This window comes from Brevibacterium renqingii (assembly GCF_017808105.1).
Classification (GTDB): domain Bacteria; phylum Actinomycetota; class Actinomycetes; order Actinomycetales; family Brevibacteriaceae; genus Brevibacterium; species Brevibacterium renqingii.
Map to the genome: position 1 here is coordinate 111882 of NZ_JADBHF010000004.1, position 20502 is coordinate 132383.

Below are 20502 nucleotides of genomic sequence, written 5' to 3' on the forward strand. Positions count from 1 at the left end.
CGATGCTGGTGTTCGTCGTGGTCAGCGGGCCACGGGGTTGGGCATGGTGCCGGCGTAGAGCAGCGATTCGGCCTGGTTGCCGATGTCGACCATCTGCTTCGTGTTCCGCAGCTGCAGGCGGTTGAGGCAGGAGTGGTCGAAGCGCGGAGCGCGCAGGTCGACGTCTCCGCTGACCCCGCGGCAATGCTCAGGGTGCTCGCTTTCGTAGTCGTCGAGCACCTCGCCCACGAGGCCCCAGAAGCGCCCGGCCCTGATGAGTCCGTCGGCATCGAGGATTCCCGACAGGTGGCGCAGGACTCCGTCGAACATGTCTGTGAACACCGACAGCGCTTTCTCCTCGCCGGAGACCACGGCGCGGATGCGTTCGACCTCCTCGGGCAGTTCGCGGTGGCCGAGCACGGCGACCTCCTCACCGATGTCCTTCATGAACGCGCCGGTGACCGTGCTGTCGTCGAGGACGAGGATGAGGTTCTCCCCGTGCGGCATGAACACGAGGTCGTGGGCGAGCAGGGCATGGAGCAGCGGTCGCAGATAGACGCGCAGATAGCTGCGCACCCAGTCCTCCGGCTCCAGCTCCGATGCGCGGATGAGCTCACCGACGAAGGAGCGGCCCTCATGATCGCGGTGGAGCAGAGCGGCCATGGTGATGAGCTTCTGACCCTGTGTGATCTGTGCGAGAGGGTTCTCTCGCCACAGCGCCGCGAGCATCTTGCGATGCGGATTCGTCTCCTTCGTCCGGTGGTAGACATCTCCGGTGTAGCCGAGTGCCGCCCGTTCCCTCAGGACCCGGAATCCGGTCTCGGCGAAGGTGTCGTCGGAGCTGATGAGGTCCGCGACCCAGTCGTTGATGGCCGGGGTGTTGCGCATGTACTTCGGCGACAGTCCGCGCAGGAATCCCATGTTCTGCACGGCGAGCGCAACTTTGACGTACGGGGCCCCGGCGCGCGAGTGGTTGAAGAAGGTGCGCAGGGACTGCTGCGCCTGGTGCTCATCACATCCCTCTCCCAGCGGCAGCAGGTCTCCGCGGGCGATGTCGGCAGCGAACGTGATCGCCAGGCGGTGGTCGGCCTGCCAGGGGTGTATCGGCATGAGGTGGAAGTCCTCGGGATCCTGCCCGGCCGCCCTGATGCGGGCGTCGAAGAGTTCGCGTTCAGCCTCGCTGAGCGCCTGGTCGAGGTGGTCGGATTCGTCGAGTCCGTCTCCGAGGGACAGATGGCTGTGCTCGCGTCTGACAGCGATCCATTCGAGGCGGTTGCGTCTGCCGTTCTCCGGTGCCCAGGTGCGGAAGTCGCTGAGGGCGAATCCGATGCGTCCGTTGTTCGCGAGGAATCCGGGGTGGCCTTCGGTCATGGCCGCCTCGGTGGTTTGGAAGTCCGCGTCGACGAGTCCGCGCGCATCCGGTCGCTTCCCGGCCCGGGCGTCCTCGAGTTTGAAGGCGGCGCCAGCCAGCGTCGAGGCGAGCTCCTCGAGGTAGGTCGAGATGAGGTCTTCGGGCAGGGCGAGATCGTCTTGGAGTTCGACGATGAGCTCCTGCACGTCGAGTGGGACCTCGGTGTCGTCGCGCCAACGGCTGATGCTGTCTTCGTCGATGACCCAGTGCTCGAGCGGCAGCAGGCGGGCCGTGAAGGTGTAGCGAGTGGCGCCGTCGATCGCCAGCTCCCAAGTGTCGCCGACCGCCGAGGCGTCGCCGCCGTCGTCCGTGGCGGCGCCACCGCCGTCCGTGGCAGCGCCACCGTCCGAGGGGCTCCTTCCCTCTCCGGCGCCGCCAGAGGACGAGCGCACCGGGGTGATGAGTCGTTCGTGGGCGAATTCGGACAGGGCTTTGGCCACGAGGTGGCGCTGAGACACGGCGAAGGCATCGGCGTTGAGGTGGGCGTAGGCCTGCGGAAGCGAGGCGTCCTGGTCGGTGTCGCGCCCATGCCCCACGAGGCCGGCGAGCTCGCTCGCGTCGAAGTCGGCCCGCGAGCACACGCTCACCAGGGCTCGCTTCTCCACTTCGCCCATGAGGATCGTCGCCTGCCGCACAGGGTGGAAGCCGGCTGCCCGGTTCTTTTCGATGATGGCGTCGTTGCGGGCGTCGGGTTCGACGACGACGCGGTGGCCGCCGCGCCCGCCCTGGTCAGTCGGGCGCAGGCAGAAGTCGATGACCTCGGCCATGATCCGGTCGGTGAGCCCGTGCACGGCCGGCCCCGCCGGTGGTGCCACGAGCAGGTGCATTCCGATGTCGCCCGGACCGGTGGCCAGGACGTTCTGCGGGATGAGGCTGTCCGGGGTGTAGGTCTCGACGTAGAAGCAGTCGGTGCCGTCGACGGATCCGATCCAGCCGGCGTCGTCGGCGGAGTCGCGGATGCCTGTCAGGTAGTCGCGGACTGCCGACTCGTCGAGGTCGGTCATCATCCAGTACTGGGCGCGCGGGTGGCTGAGCCAGGCGTGGAGCTGGGCGGTGTCCCGAACGACGTCGAGCGGCCGGATGGTCACCCTCGCCGAGGCGGCCGTCGGCTCGACGGTCGAACCCGCGATCGGGTTCGCGGTCGGGTTCGCGTCCTCGGAAGCCGGGTGGGCCGCCTCGGCCGGGGCGGTGGTCGGTGTGTCGGTCGGGTCGGTGATGAGTTCGGTGGTCATGCGTGTGACATCTCCTTGGAGTCGTCGAGGTCGAGGGCGGCGGCGGGATCGTCATCGGGCACCCCGAAGGTCTGGAACGCGATCCGGTTCTCAATCGGATAGGGCTCGCGGCCGGTCACCGCAGCCAGTACGACCGAGGCCCTCCAGGGGCCGAAGCCGAGGTCAGGAGCGGTGACGCCGTGAGTGTGCTCTTCGCCGTTGAGCACATGGATGGTGCCCTCGTCGTTGATCGTGTAGTGGCGGCTGACGTCGAGGCGGCCGTGAGCGTCGAGACGCACGTCATCGCCGAGCGGAGCGAGGAAGTCCGGCACCTGCGAACGGTAGCCGGTGGCTGCGACCACGGCTCCGCTGCGTCGGGTGAAGGTCTTGTCCAGTGCGGTGTTGCGGAAGTCGAGAAGGTACTCGCCGCTGATCGGATCGACCGTCGCCGTCTGCAGTTCGGCTTCGGAGATGAGATTGGTCAGCAGTGTCCGACCGCAGCGGCTGAGGCGGTAGAGGGTGTCGTGGATGTCGTCGACGAGGTCGGCGGAGATCCCTTTGTACAGGGTGCGCTGCTCGCGGCCGAGGCGGTCGCGCAGCTCGTCGGGCAGGGCGCGGAAGTGGTCGGTGTATTCCGGGGACGTCATCTCGAGGGTGAGCTTCGTGTACTCCATGGGGAAGAACCGCGGTGAACGGGTCACCCAGTCCAGTCGAACCCCGCGGTCCTCGGCATCGTCGATGAGATCCCGGTAGATCTCGGCCGCCGACTGTCCGCTGCCGACGATGGTCACGGCACCGGACTCGAGCAGGGCCTCGCGAGTGTCCAGGTAGTCGGCGGTGTGGATGAGCGGACCGACCCCTTCCTCGGCTCCGATGCCCTGCAGTGCCTCGGGCAGCACCGGGCGGGTGCCGACGCCGAGGACGAGGTGGCGGGCGCGGTAGGTCTCGGTCGTCACGACTGATCCGGCGGCGTCGGTCACCTCGGCGAGGGCGGTGTAGATTCCGTCCTCGCGGGTCACGGATACGACACGTCGGTTCCAGCGCAGCGAGTCCAGCTGGGCGGCGACCCACCGGCAGTATTCGTCGAATTCGGCGCGCAGCGGGTAGAAGGATTCGCGGATGTAGAAGGGGTAGAGCCGGCCCTGTTCCTTGAGGAATTTGAGGAACGAGTACGGGGAGGTCGGATCGGCCATGGTGACGAGATCGGCGAGGAACGGCACCTGGATGGTCGAGCCTTCGATCATCATGCCCGGATGCCACCGGAACTCGGGGCGCTGGTCGAGGAAGACCGCGTCGACGTCGCCGAGCGGTTCCGACAGCGCGGCCAAGCCGAGGCCGAAGGGGCCGATGCCGACGCCGAGGAGGTCGTGGGTGTCATGTGCGCTCATGCCGCACCTCCTTCGAGGGTGCGTCCGGCCAGGATTCCGTGTCCGGTGGCGCGGACGAGGTCGAGGACGGCGGTGATGTCGTCGATGCCGGTGTCGGGGTTGAGCAGGGTGAGTTTGAGCCACGGGGTGCCGGCGATGACGGTGCGGGCCACGGCGGCCCGGCCGGAGCGGAAGAGGACGCGGCGGATGATCGGCACGAGTTCATCACACGTCTGCCGGTCCGCGTTCGGCGGGGCGAAGCGGAAGAGCACGGTCGACAGGTCCGAGCCGCCCAGGACTTCGAAGTCGGCCTGGTCCTCGAGCAGTTCGCGCACCTCATCGGCCAGGTCGCAGACGGTGTCGATCATTGCACCGATCTCCCCGGCCCCGCGGGCGCGCAGCGTCGCCCAGAGCTTGAGTGCGTCGAAGCGGCGGGTGGTCTGCAAGGATTTGTCGACCTGGTTCGGTTCGGCGTCGGCGGACTGCGCTTCGGCCTCGGGGTTGAGGTAGTCGTGATGGTGGATGGTCGGGTCGAAGGCCGCTGTGTCCCTGACCAGCAGCGCCGAGGACGACACCGGCTGGAAGAACGTCTTGTGGAAGTCGATGGTCACCGAGGCGGCCCGACCGATCCCGTCGAGCAGGTGAGCACGGCGTGGGGCCCAGAGGAGTCCTCCCCCGTAGGCGGCGTCGACGTGCAGCCACACGTTCGCGGCTTCACAGACCTCGGCGATGGGCACGAGCGGGTCGATGACCCCGAGATCCGTGGTTCCGGCGGTGGCGACGACGGCCATCGGGATGGCGCCGTTCGCGTCGATCGCGAGCAGGCTCGCCCGCAGCGCTTCGGCGTCCAAGCGCCCGTCGGCATCGGTCGGCACGGTCACGACCGCCTCGGCGTCGAGGCCGAGGAGGAACGCGGCCCGGGCCACGGAGAAGTGGGCCTGGTCGGTGGCGAGGATGCGCAGGCGGGGCAGCTGGTCACGGCGGGTTGACCGGTCCGACGGCTCGGAGGGGCCGCCTCGGCGAGGTTCGGCATCAGCGGCCTCGCCACGGTCGGACTCGTCGGCATGATCGGTCAGTCCGGCCAGCACGTTCTCCCGGGCGAGGAACAGCGCCTGGAGGTTCGACTGGGTGCCGCCGGAGGTGAAGATTCCGTCGCCGGCGGGGAAGCCGATGTGCCCGCAGGTCCAGTCGATGAGGCGGCGTTCCATGAGGGTGGCGACTTCGGACTGGTCGTAGGTGTCGACCGAGGTGTTGATGGCTGCGAGCATCGCCTCGGCGGCGACGGCGGGCACGGCGACCGGGCAGTTGAGGTGGGCGACGTAGCTGGGGTGGTGGAACCACACCGCATTGTCGGCGTAGAGGGCGTCGACTTCGCGGAGGGCTTCGGCATTGCCGACTCCGGCGGTGTCGAGATCGACGGCGTCGACCGCGGCCTGCAGACCGGAGCGGTCCTTCGCCGAGGCGGCCCGCTCAGTTGTGCGGAAGCGTTCGCCGAGTGCGTCGACGACGTCGTGCATGAGTGATGTGTATTCGTCGGCGCTGTGGGCGCCGAGTAGGGCGTCGCTATGGGGAAAATCGGGGGCGTGAAGGGGCGCTGCTGGTGGTATCGCTGCGGTATCGGAAAGCAGAGAAGTCGTCACTGTGTGGTTTCCTCCTTCGATGAACGGACCGCGGAGCGCGGTTCGCATTAGGGAAACCTACCCTAACTATCTCCGATTCCGAAGGGGCTCTGACCAGGTGCGATGACTACTGCTGTCGCAGATGAGTCCCGGGCGAGGCCGCTCCTCCCCCGAAATCACGCGGCAAGGAGCCTGTCTGCACTACAGGTGCACGGGCGCAAAAACGGGAGAGTGGCATCCGTCACATCCACGCGAGTCGTCCAGCATCGTGAGACAGACGATGCGTGACGACCGCGGCGCGCTACGGTCCGCAGCAGCAAACGCCTGCCCGACCAATCAGTGGTCGCCTCCGACCCGCAACGCCGCAACCGGTACCCGGCCGACCAGAGGTCATGTTCGGATACTTTATGGGCTGGAAAATATCCGAACATGACCACTCGTTGCACCAGCACCCGCCGAAGACACGAAAAGGCCGCAGCCCCTGCACAACTCGGCAGAGACTGCGGCTGACCCGCCCCTCACTTCGGAGCCTCAAGCCTCACTTCACGACGTAGTTCGGGGCCTCGACCGTCATCTGGATGTCGTGCGGGTGGCTTTCCTTCAGCCCCGCAGTGGTGAGGCGGACGAATTTGCCCTTGGCCTTGAGGTCGTCGATGGTGCGCGCGCCGACGTAGAACATCGTCTGTCGCAGTCCGCCGGTGAGCTGGTGGGCGACGTGCTTGAGGTGTCCGCGATAGGCGACGTGACCTTCGATGCCCTCGGGGATGAGATCGGTGTCGGTGGCGATGTCGGCTTGGAAGTAGCGGTCCTTCGAATACGACTTGCCCTTGCGCGGTGCCATGGCGCCCAGCGACCCCATGCCGCGGTAGGCCTTGTACTGCTTGCCGTTGATGAAGATGAGCTCACCGGGCGATTCGTTGCAGCCTGCAAGCAGGGAGCCGAGCATGACAGTGTCGGCACCGGCGACGAGGGCCTTGCCGATGTCACCGGAGTACTGGAGCCCGCCGTCGCCGATGACCGGGACGCCGGCGGCGCGTGCGGCCTGCGCGGCGAGGTGGATGGCGGTGACCTGCGGGACTCCGACGCCGGCGACGACGCGGGTGGTGCAGATCGATCCGGGCCCCACGCCGACCTTGACGGCGTCGACGCCGGCGTCGATGAGCGCCTGGGCGCCCTCCTTCGTCGCGACGTTGCCACCGATGATCTGGACGTGGGCGAAGGCCGGGTCGGACTTGATCGTCTTGATCATGTCCGTGACTCCGCGGGCGTGGCCGTTGGCGGTGTCGACGACGAGGACGTCTGCGCCCGCCTCGGCGAGCATTCCTGCGCGTTCATAGGCGTCGCCGTAGAAGCCGACGGCCGCACCCACGCGCAGGCGACCCTCGTCGTCCTTCGTGGCCAGCGGGTACTCCTCGGTCTTGACGAAGTCCTTGACGGTGATGAGGCCCTTGATGACGTTGTTGTCGTCGACCAGGGGCAGCTTCTCGACCTTGTGCTCGGCGAGCAGTTCGAAGGCCTTCTCCGCGGAGACGCCGACGGGTGCGGTGACCAGCGGCATCTTCGTCATCGTCTCGGCGACGGTGCGGGTGGGGAATTCGCTGTGGGTGACGAAGCGCAGGTCGCGGTTGGTCACGATGCCGACGAGGACGCCGTGGTCGTCGACGACGGGCAGTCCGGAGATCCGGTACCTGCCGCAGATCTCGTCGAGTTCGGTCAGCGTCTTGTCCGCGGTGATCGTCAGCGGGTCGTTGATCATGCCCGATTCGGAGCGCTTGACGTAGTCGACCTGGTCGGCCTGGTCCTCGGCCGAGAGGTTGCGGTGGATGATGCCCAGGCCGCCGATGCGGGCCATGGCGATGGCCATCCGCGATTCGGTGACGGTGTCCATGGCTGCGGAGACGAGCGGGATGTTGAGCTCGATCTCCTTGGTCAGACGGGTCGTCGTGGAGGCTTCGGAGGGGATGACATCGGTGTCGCCTGGCAGGAGGAGGACATCGTCGTAGGTGAGTCCCGTGAGGGAGAACGGATCGTTTGCGGCCTGTGATTCCTGCTCAGGGTTCCCCATGAAAACAGCCTTTCGACACGAAGATACGGTGCGTCAATGGTATCGGAGTCGAATAGGCGACGGCTATGGTTTCAAGCACCGAGCACTGTGAGACTGACTACACGGATCGGGACGCCGGCAACGGCTCGAACACGGGCCCCACGCCGGTCCCGCGGAACCCCACACGGACCCGCGGAAACGCCAGCGTGCCTCAGCGCCCCTCCCCAACCGACCGTGCGAGGTCGAGCGTCGAGGCTTCGGAGTCGTCGAGGTGGATGCGCAGCAGGCCTTCGGCACCCTGCCGGTCGCCCGACTTCATCTTCTCGAGGATGTCACGGTGCGGGTTGGCCCAGTGCGAGTGGTACTTGCCGGGTTCGGGCGAGCGGGAGAACGTCGTCGACAGGCGGGCCATGAGGTTGAGGTAGAACTCGTCGAGCAGCGGGGAGCCGAGCAGTCCGACGATCGCCCGGTGGAAGGAGGCCGAATGCTCCTGCGCGTCGGTCCAGGACTCGTTCTTCGGTGCTGTCTCAGCCCGGACGACTGAGGCTTCGACGGCGGCCATCGCCTCGTCGGTGGCGTCCTGGGATTCCTGGACAGCGCGGATCTCGAAGACCCGGCGGGCGCGGTAGAGGTCCTTGAGCTCGTCGATGCCGAAGGTGCTGACGAAGAATCCGCGGTTGGGCTCCTGGGTCAGCAGTCCCGCGTGGCGCAGGAGGCTGAGCGATTCGCGTGCGGTGTTGCGCGAGACGTTGAATTCCTTGGCCAATGCACCATCGCGGACCGGGCTTCCGGCCGGGTACTCACCGGTGGTGATGCGGGTGCGGACAAGGGCGACGATGGCCTCTGAGGTGCATCCGGGGGCATGTGGACTCATGACACCAGGCTACCGTGTCCCCGTCGCAGGTGGGCGAACCTCGGCGCCGTGGGTGGGCGGACCTCGGCGTCGGACCGACCGAGCCCGATGGCTCAGGGCGCCGCGACAGCCGTCGGGTCGAGGTTCAGCTGTGTGGTGAACCGGCGCGGGTGCCCGGTCTGCGGATCGTCGAACGCGATCTCCGATGCCAGGAGTTGCAGAGGCGAGCTGAAGTCGTAGGGATCGGGTGCCAGATCGACCGGATACACCGGATCGCCGAGGATGGGCAGCCCGAGTGCGTTCATGTGCACTCGCAGCTGGTGGGTCTTGCCCGTGACCGGTTCGAGCTCGTATTCGGCGACCTCGACCGCGCCCCCTCGCCGAGGTGGACCTGCGTTGGCCTCGGAATGATCAGCTGGTGTGATCGTCCGGAGCAGCCGGATGCTGCTGGTCGCGTTCGGCTCACCATCGACTTCGAGGACCTGCCGGCCTCCGGCGGGCTTGACCAGCCGTGACTGCCGCACCAGCGGGAACTCCAGGCCCGAAGGCGGGACCGGGGCCAATGCCCGGTAGGTCTTCTTGACCAGTCTGTCCTGGAACAGGCGCTGGTAGCGGCCACGAGTCTCCGGTCTCTTCGACAGGATGAGGAGCCCTGCGGTGATCCGGTCGAGGCGGTGAATGGCCACGAGGTCCGGCAGATCGAGGTCGACGCGCAGGCGGGTGACGACGCATTCGCGGACGAACCGACCGTTGGGGGTGCTGGCGAGGAAGTGGGGCTTGTCGACGACGAGGAGGTCCTCGTCCTCGAACGCGATGCCGACTTCGAAGGGGATCCGCTCCTCAGTCGGCACCGGACGATGGAAGAAGTAGAACCCGCCGGGGATGACCGGATCCTCCCACGCCACCGCACGGCCCGCCTCGTCGCGCATGCCCCCTTCGGTCAGCAGGCCGCGGCGAGCGGCCGGACTCGCCTCGGGGAATTCGGATTCCAGCCAGGCCCCGATCGTCTCGGGCACTGGAAGGTGGCTCTTCGCGTGCGTGGCTTTCCCGCCCGGGGCGCGCAGCGCGGTCGCCGAGATGCCCTCTCGAGGTGGGAGCGGACTGCGTGGCATCCCCTCAGTCTAGAGCCGAAGCCCGGACAGGCTGTTCAGGGCCGAAGCCCGGGCAGACTTCTCCCCGTCCGTGCAGAGGACCTCTCGACATGCGGGACATCCGCGGCCAAGAGGACTTCTCGATCCGACTGGGCCTATGGTGGAAGGCATGGACCACACCGAACTGACGGAGAAGTTTTTCAGCGAGAAGGTCGTCACTCCGGTCGTCCTCGGCATGTTCGCCGATGACGAATGGGACAGCATTGCGATGATCCGCGATCCCAAGGATGCACGACGGCTCACCGCAAGAATCGTCGTCTGCGGGGAGGCCGTCGAAGTCCTCCTCGACTATCCCGGAAGCACAGAGAGCCTCCTGCAGATGCAGCAGCGGCTCGTCGACGAGTTCACATCGTTCATCGAGGCGTCGGAGTTCGGCGCCCACCGAACCTCGGATTGGGAAGCCGGCGCCGTCTACGGAGGACTCTGGCCGTCTGCGATCAGCCGTCCTCCTCGGCCCGAGTTTCACGGTCCCGCGGACTGCACGCTGCGCCGGCTGCGGATCGGCGCCCGAGTCCTGCGGCTCGACCGGCGACGCTGCCTGTCGGCTCACCGCCGCGGCTGAGCCCGAGGTCGGACGAACTCCGCCGGATTCAGCCCCTTCAGGCCCGCGCGACGAGGAAATCGATGTCGACACCGGCCGGAAGAGCACCGTACTCCCGACCCCGGTCGGCCCCCAGACGGGCGGCGGCAAAGCTCGTGGCCACCTCGGCGGGGGCGGATTCGAAGAGGATCGCCGACTGCATGAGCAGCGCCATCTTCTCCACGAGCACTCGACCGCGGGCCTGAAGCGCGGCGAGCGCACTCGGATCGCCCCCGGACACGTCCTGGACCGCCGCCTGCAGTGAGCCGGCCAGGGATTCAAAGGCGGAGTCGAAGTCCGCGTGCCTGCCCAGACCGGTTTCGAGGAAGCCGAGGAACGATTTCGCCGTCCGCGGCTCGCGGGCCAGGGCGCGCAGCACGTCGAGGACGATGACATTGCCCGAGCCCTCCCATACGGCCATCACCGGCTGTTCGCGGTAACGCCTGGCCAGCGGGAAGGCCTCCGTATAGCCGTTGCCGCCGAGGCATTCGAGGGACTCATAGGCGTGTTCGGGCCCGCGTTTGCAGACCCAGTATTTGCCGACCGCCGTGGCCAGCCGACGGAAGTCCGCGGCATCGGAGCTGTCGTCGTCATAGGCAGCGGCCAGGTGCAGGGACGTATAGGTCGCGGCCTCGGACTCGAGCTGGAGGTCGGCGAGAACTGCGCGCATGAGCGGGGCGTCGATGAGCGTGGAGCCGAAGGCCGCTCGGGACCGGGTGTGCCAGGCGACCTCGGCGACGGACTGGCGCATGCCCGCCGCCGACCCGAGGACGCAGTCGAGCCGCGTCTGGGAGACCATCTCGATGATCGTGCGCACTCCCCTGCCGGGCTCGCCGAGCAGCCAGCCGACCGTCGAATCGAACTCGACTTCGGAGGAGGCGTTGGATTTGTTGCCGAGTTTGTCCTTGAGCCGCTGGATGCGCACCGTGTTGAGCCCGCCCCCGGGCAGCACTCGGGGTACGACGAAGCAGCTGGGTCCCTCGTCGAGCTGGGCGATGACGAGGAAGGCATCGGACTGCGGGGCCGAACAGAACCATTTGTGGCCGGTGATGAGGTAGTGGTCGCCCGAGGGGACTGCGCGGGTGGTGTTCGCCCGGATGTCCGATCCGCCCTGCTTCTCCGTCATCGCCATGCCGAAGGTCACTGCGGTCTTCTCCGCCGGATCGATGCGTCGCGGATCGTAGTCGCTCGCCGTGGCCTTCGGCAGCCAGAAGTCGGCGAGCTCCCGGTCCGCCCGCAGCGAGGGTACGACGGCGTGCGTCATCGACACCGGGCACGCATGACCGGGTTCGATCTGGGAGAAGAGCATGAACCGTGCGGCCCGGTCGACATTGGCTCCGGGACCGGGATTCGTCCAGGCGTGCGAGTGGGCCCCGCTGCGCAGCGACTCTCCGATGATCCGGTGGTAGGAGGGGTGGAATTCGATGTCGTCGATGCGGTTGCCCCACTCGTCGTGGGTGCGCAGCTGCGGACCGTGTTCGTTGGCCAGACGCGCGTCTTCGATGAAGTCCGCGCTTCCCACCAGCGCTCCGATGCGTTCGAGTTCGCTCCGCGAAGCCTGCGCTCCGTAGCGGTCGAGCCCGTCGAGGAGCGCTGTGTTGAGGGTGAATTCGTTGACATCCCGCCGAGGCAGGGCCTGGTTGAACACCGTATGCGTGGTGTGCGGGGCGGCCGTTGGTGTGGCGAGGGCTTCGGCGGTCATTTCTCTCCTAGAGGATCGGATCCCAGAGCGGATCGGGTGAAGGCGGACAGTGCGCTGATAAGTGCCTCGATCTCGTCGGGGCGCGGTGGCGGCGTGGTCGGGTCGAGGACGTCGACGAGGTTCTCCGCGATCCCGCCGACGATGAACCGGGCGGCCACCTCGGCGGGGACGGTGGAGACGTCCCGGGCCGCTCCTCCGGCGGCGGAGGGCGATTCGGCCCCGGCCCGAACGGGGTGCGAGTGGCCACTGGCCCGGTCGAGCCCCGCGGCGACGGACGCGACATAGCCGCGGCGCAGGATGAGACGTTCGAGCTGGACCGCATCGGGGACCTCTTCGAACAGCAGTGCGTGGGCGAGCCTGCGGCCGGTCACGGCGCGGCGAACGAACACCTCGGCGACGGACTCCGCAATCGCGGCGGCGGTGCTCGCCTGCGCGACGGCAGTCTCGATCACGGCGAGCTCGTGTCCGGAGGCGCGGGCGAACACGGCTCGCAGGAGCTCATCGCGATTGGCGTAGTAGGTGTAGATGAGCCCGGTGCTGCATTCGGCTTCGCGGGCGACGGCGGCGACACTCGCGGCGGCGAACCCGCCTCGGGCGATGACATGGCGCGCGGCACTTTCGATGCTCAACCGCCGCTGCTGGGCATTGGCCCGCGTGCGGGCGGTGGGCCTGTACGCCATAGCTCCCCCTCCTCGGCGTCGGATTTCACTTCCTTCAAGAAATGAATCATGATTCAATTGTACTGAGTATGACACTCGTCACAAGGAGAAGCAATGAAGCTTGGCATGATGCTCGATACGACGGTTCTGCGCGACCCCGAGAAGGAGGCCCTCGTCTACGGGGACGAGCGCTTCACCTATGCGCAGCTGCGCAGCCGCGCGCTCAGGGCCGCCCGCGTGCTCGAGGACAACGGCATCGGCGCGGGAGATGTCGTGGGCATCATGACCTTCAATGTCCCCGGTTTCGTCTTCGCAGCCTTCGGCGCGTGGTACCTCGGCGCCACTGTCGTGCCGGTCAACCACAAGATGCAGGCGCCGGAGGTCAGATACACGATCGAGCATTCCGGGGCCGGGCTCGGCATCGTCAGCGCCGAACTGGCCGAGACCGCCCGGTCCGGGGCCCCGGACATCACCTGGCTCGAGACCGAATCGGATGCGCCCGACAGCTTCGACGCTCAGCTCGCAGCCGCCGAGGAGACCGTGCCCGGCGACTTCACCGATGAGCAGGTGGCGCAGATCCTCTACACCTCGGGCACGACGAGCGCGCCGAAGGGCTGCGTGCACACCCACCGCAGCATCGCGCAGGTCGCCACGCTCATCAATCTGAATATGGGCTATCGCAGCGACGACCGCTACCTCGTGTGCATGCCGATCTGGCATTCGGCGCCGTTGAACATCAGCCTCATGCCGACGCTTCAGACCGGCGGCACCGTCGTCCTGCAGCGGTCCTATCACCCGGTGGACTCGATGGCGATCATCGCCGAGGAGAAGATCACGACCTTCTTCGGCCCGACCGTGGCCTATGTCGCCCCGATCATGACCGCAAAGAAGCTCGGCATCGACTTCGCCGACTATGACTTCTCGACCATCCGCTATTGGAACTACGGCGGTTCGCCCATCGACCGCTCGACGGCGGCGATGCTCATCGAGACCTACGGAACGGACCAGTTCTACAACCTCTTCGGCATGAGCGAGATGGGTCCGACCGGCTGCCTGCTGCGCCCCGAGGACCAGCTGCGCAAGGCGGGCTCGGTCGGGCGGACCGCGATGCTCGGCAATGCGATGCGCGTGGTCAAGGCCGACGGCACCGAGGCGGGCCCCGGAGAGTCCGGTGAGATCTGGTTCTCCGGTGACACCCGCATGCGCGAATACCTGGGCAGCCCCGAAGCGACCGCTGCGGCGTTCGAAGGAGAGTGGTACCGGACCGGCGATATCGCGAAACTCGATGAGGACGGCTATCTGTTCATCGTCGATCGGTCCAAGGACGTCATCATCGTCGGCGGTGAGAACGTCTACTCCCTCGAGGTCGAAGAGGCCATCATCGCCCATGAGCGGGTGGCCGATGTGGCCGTGGTGGCGAAACCGGACCCCGAGTGGGGCGAGCAGGTCGTCGCATTCATCACGACCACCGACGGTTCGGAATTCGATGTCGAGGAGCTGCGGGACTATCTGGCCGACAAGCTCGCCCGCTACAAGCTTCCGCGCGAGGTCATCCTCACCGATGATCTGCCGCGCAACCCCTCGGGCAAGCTGCTCAAACACAAGCTGCGCGCCGAGGTCGCCGCGGGGACCCCCGCCGCGGGGTGAGCGTCTCGCGGCGAGGCGCTCCGCCGGTGAGGCGCCGCGTCGCGGCGAGCATCGCCGCAGGGTGAGCGTCTCGCGGCGCTCAGCCCGGCTCGGCGGCCCCTTCCGGTCGTCGGGTGCGCAGTTCGGGGCTGTGGCGCTGAAGGACGGAAGCGACTGCTGCGGCCGCACGAGTGCTCGGGTTCCTCGTCACGACGACGAAGGTCAGGTCCGGCAGCCCGGGCAGCCGCGGCTCGTCCATGACGACCGCCCCCTCCGGAATGAGCGACTTCGCGAACGGCATGATGCCCAGGCCGCCGAGCACTGCCGCCCGGAGTCCCGCCAAACTGGTCGATGTCGCGGCCGTCGCAAACCGGTGACCATGTCGCTCCAGCACATCCAAGGCGATCTCCCTGGTCACGCTGGGACGGGGGTAGAGCACGAGCGGGATAGGCTCCTCTTCCTCGAGGCCGAACCCGGGCCGAGCCACCCAGGCCAGAGCATCGGTGAAGAGCTCACTGGAGGCGAACGACACGGAGTCGACGCTCGCCGGCGGGCGCATGGCGAGGATGATGTCAAGCTCCCCGGCGCGCAGCTGCCTATGCAGCGTGGCGCTGAGCTCGACTGACAGGACGACTTCGAGATTCGGAAGCTCGCTGCGCAGCCGCTCGAGGAAGTCGGGCAGGTGGGTGAAGGCGAAATCCTCGGAGACGCCGAAGCGGACCCGTTCGCGCTGCGGGAGGTCTCGGGCGCTGAGGATCGCTTCGTCCATCGTGGCGGTGATCCGCTGCGCGTAGCTGAGCAGGCGCTCCCCCGCCGGAGTCAGCTCCACGCTGTGGGTGTCGCGGCTGAGGAGGGGCATGTCCACCGTGGCCTCCAGCTGGCGGATCTGACTGCTCACCGCGGACTGGCTCATGCCGAGCCGCCGCGCAGCGCGGGTGAAACTCTCCTCGGAACTCACCGCGATGAAGGTCCGCAGATGTCGCTGGCTCAGCTCGGTTGACATGCTTATCAAATTATCCGATAACAGTGTCCAGCTCAATGACGATATCAGCATGCCGGTTCGATGCGACGGTGGTCATATGAGTATCTTCCGCCGCATCGATCCGTTCCTCGCCGCCCTGCTGCTCATCCCGGTGGCGGCGACGCTGTTCCCTGTTCGCGATGGCGCCGCCGAGGCCCTCGACACTCTGACCATCGCTGCGATCTGCCTGCTCTTCTTCCTCCACGGTGCGAAGCTCGCTCCGGCTCAGACGCTCGCGGGCTTCCGGCGGTGGCCGTTCCAGATCCTCGTCCTCGTCGGCACATTCGTGATCTTCCCCGCCATCGGTCTGCTCATCACGCTTCTGCCGACGGCCGTCATCAGCCCGGTGATCGCCACCGGATTCCTGTTCCTCTGCCTGCTGCCATCGACCGTCCAGTCCTCCATCGCGTTCACCTCGGTCGCGCGCGGCAATGTGGCACTGGCCGTGAGCTCGGCATCCGTGTCGAACGTCCTCGGAGTGGTCTTCACCCCCATGCTCGCCGCCGCACTGCTGGGCTCCCACGTCGAGGTGACCCCACAGTCGATCCTCGAGATCATCGGCGAGCTGGTCGTGCCCTTCATCGCTGGTCAGCTCCTGCACCGGTACATCGGCTCCTGGCTTGCCGAGCACCGCATCCTCGTCTCCATCGTCGATCAGGGCTCGGTCCTGCTCGTCGTCTACGCCGCGTTCAGCACCGGCGTCACCCAGGGGCTGTGGACGATCGTTCCGCCGGTCGATCTGCTCAAGGTCATCGCCCTGTCCTCGGTCCTGCTCGCGCTCGTGCTCGGCCTCTTCATCGGCCTTGGGCGGGTCTTCAGATTCGATCGCGCCGACCGCATCGTCCTGCTGTTCTGCGGTTCGAAGAAGAGTCAGGTCAGCGGCCTGCCGATGGCATTCCTCCTCTTCCCCGCAGAGGATGTCGGCGTCTACGTTCTGCCGCTGATGATCTTCCACATCATCCAGCTCCTCGTCTGCGCCGTCATCGCGAAGCGCTACGCACGCCAGGCGGCCGAGGAGGAGGACCGGTTCGACGCGGCCGGGGAAGAGGATCGGTTCGACGCGGCCGGGAGAGAACCCGGCGTCGACGATTCCCACGCCGCTGCAGCCGTCGCCGAGCGTGAGGACACGGACGCGAAATCCTGAGCCCCGCCTCGGCGAGTCGGTGAGCCGACCGATCACACGGCTTCGAGCGCTTCGACCGGACTGATCGACGTCGCCGCACGGGCGGGTTCGCGGCTGGCGGCCACCACGGCCACCAAGGTGCCGCCGACGACGGCGGCGATGACCCACCAGGGGACGCTGGGGGCGAAGAGTCCGGTCAGCGGCGACAGCAGGGTCAGCGCCCCGATCCAGCCGTAGGCCACGCCCAGCGGCACGGCGACGAGGCACGCGGTCAGACTCAGCTGCAGGCCCTCGGCGACGATCATGCGCCGGACTCGCTTCGGGGTCTGGCCGAGGGCCATGAGCAGTCCGATCTCCTGAGTGCGCTGTCGCACCGAGAGCATGAGGGCGTTCGCGACGCCGATGACGGCGATGATGACGGAGAAGAGGATCATGCCGAGGAAGAAGAGCATCGTCTTGTCGACGACCGTCGCCAATGCGTCCTCGAAGCCGTTCCAGCCCTCCTCGCCGAGCGAGCGGGCGTAGGCGAGTAGCTGGTCGCGGAAGGTGGTCATGGCCGTGGCGAACATGACGATGAGGGTGATGCCGATGACGAGGCCGATGACCGTGCGGGCATTGCGCGTGGGGTGGCGGGCGATCGTCGAGGCGGCCAGGCGAGCGACCGCAGTGCGACCGAGCAGCCATCCGACGACCGCCTGCAGCGGCGGCAGGATCCAGGGATTGCCGACGATGATGCCGAGGAAGGTCAGCGCCGCCCCGAGCGCAACGAGGAAGACGCCGACGATGCTCAACCGGTTCTCACTGGCCCCGATGACGGCGCTGACGAGGAAGGTGAGCCCGGTCGACAGCAGGATGAGAGCCGCCGTCAGCGCCCCCATCGAGGCGCGCGCATCCTCGGGGCGCCGTTCGACGGCCTGCGAGGTGGCCTCGATCGGGGAGATACCGGTGATGCGCTGGGCGCCCAGATACGCCGACAGCCAGGTCACGACGATGGTGGCGGCTGCGGGGACGGCCATCATCGGGTCGAACAGTCCGACCTCCTCGGTGATCCGCCCGCCGAGGTAGTGCAGCGTCGCCCACGCCAGCGCGGTCGAGGCGAGGAATGCCAGGACGGCGCTGGGGACGGAGATCAGCAGCCCCTCCACCGAGGCGGCCCGACGCAGCCGTGCCGACGAGGCACCGATGAGCCGGAGCAGGGCCAGCTGACGGCTGCGACCGGCGATGATGATCGAGAAAGTATTGGCGATGACGATCGCCGAGACGAAGAGCGCGATGAGGAAGAAGGCGAATCCGACGGTGGTCAGCAGCTTCTGTGCGGTGTCCGACTCCGCGACGATCTTGGCCGAGGACAGCCAGGCGGTCAGTATCGTGATGCCCTGAATGATGGCGGTGCCGAAGAGAGCGGCGATGAAGACGACCAGGAAGCTGGGGAAGAACTGGCGCGGATTGGCCAGGATCTCTCGCATCGGATTCATCGGCGACTCCCGCTCTCGGCGCGCTCGTCGAGGTCGAGCATCGTCTGTGCGATCGCCTCGGCGCTGATCGCTTCGTTCATCTCGGTGACGGGAGTGCCGTCGGCGATGAAGACGACACGGTCGGCGTGGGCGGCGACGAGCGGATCGTGGGTGACCAGGACGATCGACTGCCCGAGGTCGCGCACGGCCTCGGACATGATCGCCATGACCTCGCGACCCGATCGGGCATCGAGGTTGCCGGTCGGTTCGTCGGCGAAGAGGATGTCGGGCCTGGTCGCCAGTGCCCGGGCGATCGCGGTGCGCTGCTGCTGACCGCCCGAGAGCTCACCCGGCCGGTGCTTCAGGCGCGTTTCGAGACCCAACCGGGAGACGATGGTCGAGATCCAGGCCCGCTCCTCGGCATTGGGTCGCCGGTCGTCGAGTTCGAACGGCAGCCGGATGTTCTCCTTGACCGTGAGCGTGGGCACGAGGTTGAACGCCTGGAAGACGAACCCGATCCTCCGCCTGCGCAGGGCCGAGAGCTCCTCCTCGCGCAGACCCGTGATCTCCTTCTCGCCGAGATGGACTGTGCCCGAGGTGGGACGGTCGAGTCCGGCGAGGATGTGCATGAGGGTGGACTTGCCCGAACCCGAGGGCCCCATCACGGCGGTGAGCCGGGCCGGGGCGATGTCGAGAGTGACACGGTTGAGAGCGGTCACTGCCGCCCCGTCGGGGTCGAAGATCTTCGAGACGTTGCGAAGTCGGGCGATGGGCATCGGCGAGACAGTCGTCATGGGTCCTCAACGGTTGCTGCAATCGGTCTTGTCCAGACTAACGAGGATCCGCGGTCAGGAACATGAGAGCTGACTGGCCAGTAGTTGTGAGCAGGCTGTGCCGAGGGCATCCGCCGAGAGCTCGCTCTGCGACAGACAGCTCGACGAGGAACCAGAGCCATCTGTCGTAGAGCGAGCTCTCGGCGAACCAGTGGTGCGTGTGAATACACCAGTGGCCCGGAACAAGCTGTTCCGGGCCACTGGGGTGTCTCTCAGAGGCGACTCAGGCCGAGCGGAGTGCTCAGTCTTCGTCCTCCTCGTCCTTCTTCTCGACGACCAGGGTCTCGGTGGTGAGAACCAGGGCAGCGATCGAAGCGGCGTTGCGCAGCGCCGAGCGGGTGACCTTGACGGGGTCGATGATTCCGGCGCCGATGAGGTCGCCGTATTCACCGGTCGCGGCATTGTAGCCCTGGCCGGACTCGAGGTCCTCGACCTTCGACACTACGACGTAGCCGTCGCGGCCGGCGTTCTCGGCGATCCAGCGCAGCGGCTGGACGACTCCGCGCCGGACGATGTCAGCACCGGTGGCCGCATCGCCGGTCAGGTTCAGGTCGTCTCCGGCCAGCACCTTGGCGGCGTGGATCAGAGCCGACCCGCCACCGGCGACGATGCCCTCTTCGATGGCGGCACGAGTTGCGGACACGGCGTCTTCGACGCGGTGCTTGCGCTCCTTGAGCTCCACCTCGGTGGCGGCGCCGACCTTGATGACGGCGACACCGCCGGAGAGCTTGGCCAAGCGCTCCTGCAGCTTCTCGCGGTCCCAGTCGGAGTCGGTGTTCTCGACCTCGGCGCGGATCTGGGCGACACGACCGGCAACAGCATCGTCGGAGCCAGCACCATCGATGATGGTGGTGTTGTCCTTGGTGACGGTGATGGTGCGGGCGTTGCCGAGCTCCTCCAGGGTGACCTGGTCGAGCTTCATGCCCATGTCCGGGGTGACGACCTGGCCACCGGTGAGGACGGCGAGGTCCTCGAGGATGGCCTTGCGGCGGTCACCGAAGCCGGGAGCCTTGACGGCGGCGACGTTGATGATGCCGCGCAGCTTGTTGACGACCAGAGTCGACAGAGCCTCGCCCTCGATGTCCTCGGCGACGATGAACAGCGGCTTGCCGGCCTGCTGCACCTTCTCGAGGACGGGCAGGAGCTCCTGGATGTTGGAGATCTTGCCCTGGTTGATGAGGATGAGAGCGTCGGAGAGCACAGCCTCCTGACGATCGGCATCCGTCACGAAGTGCGGTGAGAGGAAGCCCTTGTCGAACTGCATTCCCTCGGTGATCTCGAGCTCGACCGATGCGGCCTGGGACTCATCGATCGTGATGACGCCGTCCTTGCCCACCTTGTCGAAGGCATCGGCGATGAGCTTGCCGATCTCTTCGGACTGAGCGGACAGACCGGCGACGTGCGCGATCTCCGAGGAGTCGGCGACATCGCGGGCGATGGTTCCGAGCTGCTCGGACACGGCCTCGACGGCGGTTTCGATTCCGCGCTTGAGGGCACCGGGAGCAGCACCTGCGGCGACGTTGCGCAGTCCTTCGTTGACGAAGGCCTGAGCGAGTACGGTCGCGGTGGTGGTTCCGTCACCGGCGATGTCATTGGTCTTGGTGGCGACTTCCTTGGCCAGCTGGACGCCGAGGTTCTCGTACGCGTCGTCGACCTCGACCTCACGGGCGATGGTCACGCCATCGTTCGTGATCGTGGGGGCGCCCCACTTCTTGTCGAGCACGACATTGCGGCCCTTGGGTCCCAGCGTCACCTTGACGGTGTCGGCGAGAGTGTTGACACCCTTTTCGAGTGCGCGACGAGCTTCGTCGTCGAATTCCAGAGTCTTAGGCATTCGTCCTCCTATCAGTGAAGTAGTTGTTCAGAGGA

At 67.1% G+C, this 20502-nt stretch carries 15 protein-coding genes; 3 read left to right on the top strand and 12 right to left on the bottom strand.

From position 1 onward, the window contains the following. Positions 1-21 precede the first annotated feature (21 nt). The 6 genes from IHE57_RS05795 to IHE57_RS05820 form a co-directional block, all read right to left on the bottom strand. The gene (locus tag IHE57_RS05795; protein ID WP_209371574.1) at positions 22-2622 is read right to left on the bottom strand and encodes a GNAT family N-acetyltransferase; all 2601 of its coding nucleotides are present in this window, start codon (positions 2620-2622) and stop codon (positions 22-24) included. Further along, a complete protein-coding gene (locus IHE57_RS05800) occupies positions 2619-3989 on the bottom strand; it encodes a lysine N(6)-hydroxylase/L-ornithine N(5)-oxygenase family protein (RefSeq protein WP_209371577.1) in 1371 nt (456 codons plus the stop codon). Before IHE57_RS05800 ends, IHE57_RS05795 begins: the two co-directional genes overlap by 4 nt. Next, positions 3986-5485 (bottom strand): pyridoxal phosphate-dependent decarboxylase family protein, encoded by a 1500-nt coding sequence (locus IHE57_RS05805; RefSeq protein WP_209371580.1) that lies wholly within the window; start codon positions 5483-5485, stop codon positions 3986-3988. The genes IHE57_RS05800 and IHE57_RS05805 overlap by 4 nt, the downstream gene beginning before the upstream one ends. Positions 5486-6125: 640 nt before the next feature. Continuing rightward, positions 6126-7652, bottom strand: coding sequence for an IMP dehydrogenase (gene guaB, locus IHE57_RS05810; protein ID WP_209371583.1), 1527 nt, complete (start codon positions 7650-7652; stop codon positions 6126-6128). Positions 7653-7842: 190 nt separating this feature from the next. Continuing rightward, complete coding sequence (locus IHE57_RS05815; RefSeq protein WP_209323548.1) at positions 7843-8505, bottom strand: GntR family transcriptional regulator; 663 nt, start codon at positions 8503-8505, stop codon at positions 7843-7845. 92 nt (positions 8506-8597) lie between these two features. After that, the gene (locus IHE57_RS05820; protein WP_209371585.1) at positions 8598-9596 is read right to left on the bottom strand and encodes a pseudouridine synthase; all 999 of its coding nucleotides are present in this window, start codon (positions 9594-9596) and stop codon (positions 8598-8600) included. 148 nt (positions 9597-9744) lie between these two features. Here IHE57_RS05820 and IHE57_RS05825 point away from each other — a divergent pair, with 148 nt between their 5' ends. Then, positions 9745-10197 carry a hypothetical protein gene (locus tag IHE57_RS05825; RefSeq protein WP_209371587.1) on the top strand — a complete coding sequence of 151 codons (453 nt, stop codon included), beginning with the start codon at positions 9745-9747 and terminating at the stop codon, positions 10195-10197. A gap of 37 nt (positions 10198-10234) precedes the next feature. Here IHE57_RS05825 and IHE57_RS05830 read toward each other — a convergent pair whose 3' ends face one another. Continuing rightward, positions 10235-11917, bottom strand: coding sequence for an acyl-CoA dehydrogenase family protein (locus tag IHE57_RS05830; RefSeq protein WP_209371589.1), 1683 nt, complete (start codon positions 11915-11917; stop codon positions 10235-10237). Beyond that, positions 11914-12597 carry a TetR family transcriptional regulator gene (locus IHE57_RS05835; RefSeq protein ID WP_209323552.1) on the bottom strand — a complete coding sequence of 228 codons (684 nt, stop codon included), beginning with the start codon at positions 12595-12597 and terminating at the stop codon, positions 11914-11916. Before IHE57_RS05835 ends, IHE57_RS05830 begins: the two co-directional genes overlap by 4 nt. 93 nt (positions 12598-12690) lie before the next feature. Between IHE57_RS05835 and IHE57_RS05840 the strand changes: the two genes are divergently transcribed. Further along, the gene (locus IHE57_RS05840) at positions 12691-14223 is read left to right on the top strand and encodes a class I adenylate-forming enzyme family protein (protein WP_209371591.1); all 1533 of its coding nucleotides are present in this window, start codon (positions 12691-12693) and stop codon (positions 14221-14223) included. A 79-nt stretch (positions 14224-14302) separates the two neighbouring features. On the opposite strand, the gene IHE57_RS05845 is transcribed toward IHE57_RS05840, so the two are convergent. After that, positions 14303-15205 carry a LysR family transcriptional regulator gene (locus tag IHE57_RS05845; protein WP_209371593.1) on the bottom strand — a complete coding sequence of 301 codons (903 nt, stop codon included), beginning with the start codon at positions 15203-15205 and terminating at the stop codon, positions 14303-14305. A 76-nt stretch (positions 15206-15281) separates the two neighbouring features. On the opposite strand from IHE57_RS05845, the gene IHE57_RS05850 reads away from it, so the two are divergent. Beyond that, positions 15282-16367, top strand: a complete 1086-nt coding sequence (locus tag IHE57_RS05850; protein ID WP_209371595.1) for a bile acid:sodium symporter family protein — start codon at positions 15282-15284, stop codon at positions 16365-16367. 32 nt (positions 16368-16399) lie between these two features. Here the strand turns inward: IHE57_RS05850 and IHE57_RS05855 are convergent, their stop codons facing one another. From IHE57_RS05855 to groL, 3 genes are all read right to left on the bottom strand, one after another. Further along, positions 16400-17821, bottom strand: coding sequence for an FtsX-like permease family protein (locus IHE57_RS05855; RefSeq protein ID WP_209371596.1), 1422 nt, complete (start codon positions 17819-17821; stop codon positions 16400-16402). Beyond that, positions 17818-18594, bottom strand: coding sequence for an ABC transporter ATP-binding protein (locus IHE57_RS05860; protein ID WP_209371597.1), 777 nt, complete (start codon positions 18592-18594; stop codon positions 17818-17820). The genes IHE57_RS05855 and IHE57_RS05860 overlap by 4 nt, the downstream gene beginning before the upstream one ends. Before the next feature lie 280 nt (positions 18595-18874). Then, positions 18875-20467 carry a chaperonin GroEL gene (groL, locus tag IHE57_RS05865; protein WP_209371598.1) on the bottom strand — a complete coding sequence of 531 codons (1593 nt, stop codon included), beginning with the start codon at positions 20465-20467 and terminating at the stop codon, positions 18875-18877. Between the last annotated feature and the right edge of the window lie 35 nt (positions 20468-20502).

What these genes read in the sequence shown, in the direction of transcription:
- IHE57_RS05795 (WP_209371574.1), bottom strand. Translation starts at nt 2,622, where the DNA reads ATGACCACCGAACTCATCACCGACCCGACCGACACACCGACCACCGCC.
- IHE57_RS05800 (WP_209371577.1), bottom strand. Translation starts at nt 3,989, where the DNA reads ATGAGCGCACATGACACCCACGACCTCCTCGGCGTCGGCATCGGCCCC.
- IHE57_RS05805 (WP_209371580.1), bottom strand. Translation starts at nt 5,485, where the DNA reads ATGCACGACGTCGTCGACGCACTCGGCGAACGCTTCCGCACAACTGAG.
- guaB (WP_209371583.1), bottom strand. Translation starts at nt 7,652, where the DNA reads ATGGGGAACCCTGAGCAGGAATCACAGGCCGCAAACGATCCGTTCTCC.
- IHE57_RS05815 (WP_209323548.1), bottom strand. Translation starts at nt 8,505, where the DNA reads ATGAGTCCACATGCCCCCGGATGCACCTCAGAGGCCATCGTCGCCCTT.
- IHE57_RS05820 (WP_209371585.1), bottom strand. Translation starts at nt 9,596, where the DNA reads ATGCCACGCAGTCCGCTCCCACCTCGAGAGGGCATCTCGGCGACCGCG.
- IHE57_RS05825 (WP_209371587.1), top strand. Translation starts at nt 9,745, where the DNA reads ATGGACCACACCGAACTGACGGAGAAGTTTTTCAGCGAGAAGGTCGTC.
- IHE57_RS05830 (WP_209371589.1), bottom strand. Translation starts at nt 11,917, where the DNA reads ATGACCGCCGAAGCCCTCGCCACACCAACGGCCGCCCCGCACACCACG.
- IHE57_RS05835 (WP_209323552.1), bottom strand. Translation starts at nt 12,597, where the DNA reads ATGGCGTACAGGCCCACCGCCCGCACGCGGGCCAATGCCCAGCAGCGG.
- IHE57_RS05840 (WP_209371591.1), top strand. Translation starts at nt 12,691, where the DNA reads ATGAAGCTTGGCATGATGCTCGATACGACGGTTCTGCGCGACCCCGAG.
- IHE57_RS05845 (WP_209371593.1), bottom strand. Translation starts at nt 15,205, where the DNA reads ATGTCAACCGAGCTGAGCCAGCGACATCTGCGGACCTTCATCGCGGTG.
- IHE57_RS05850 (WP_209371595.1), top strand. Translation starts at nt 15,282, where the DNA reads ATGAGTATCTTCCGCCGCATCGATCCGTTCCTCGCCGCCCTGCTGCTC.
- IHE57_RS05855 (WP_209371596.1), bottom strand. Translation starts at nt 17,821, where the DNA reads ATGAATCCGATGCGAGAGATCCTGGCCAATCCGCGCCAGTTCTTCCCC.
- IHE57_RS05860 (WP_209371597.1), bottom strand. Translation starts at nt 18,594, where the DNA reads ATGACGACTGTCTCGCCGATGCCCATCGCCCGACTTCGCAACGTCTCG.
- groL (WP_209371598.1), bottom strand. Translation starts at nt 20,467, where the DNA reads ATGCCTAAGACTCTGGAATTCGACGACGAAGCTCGTCGCGCACTCGAA.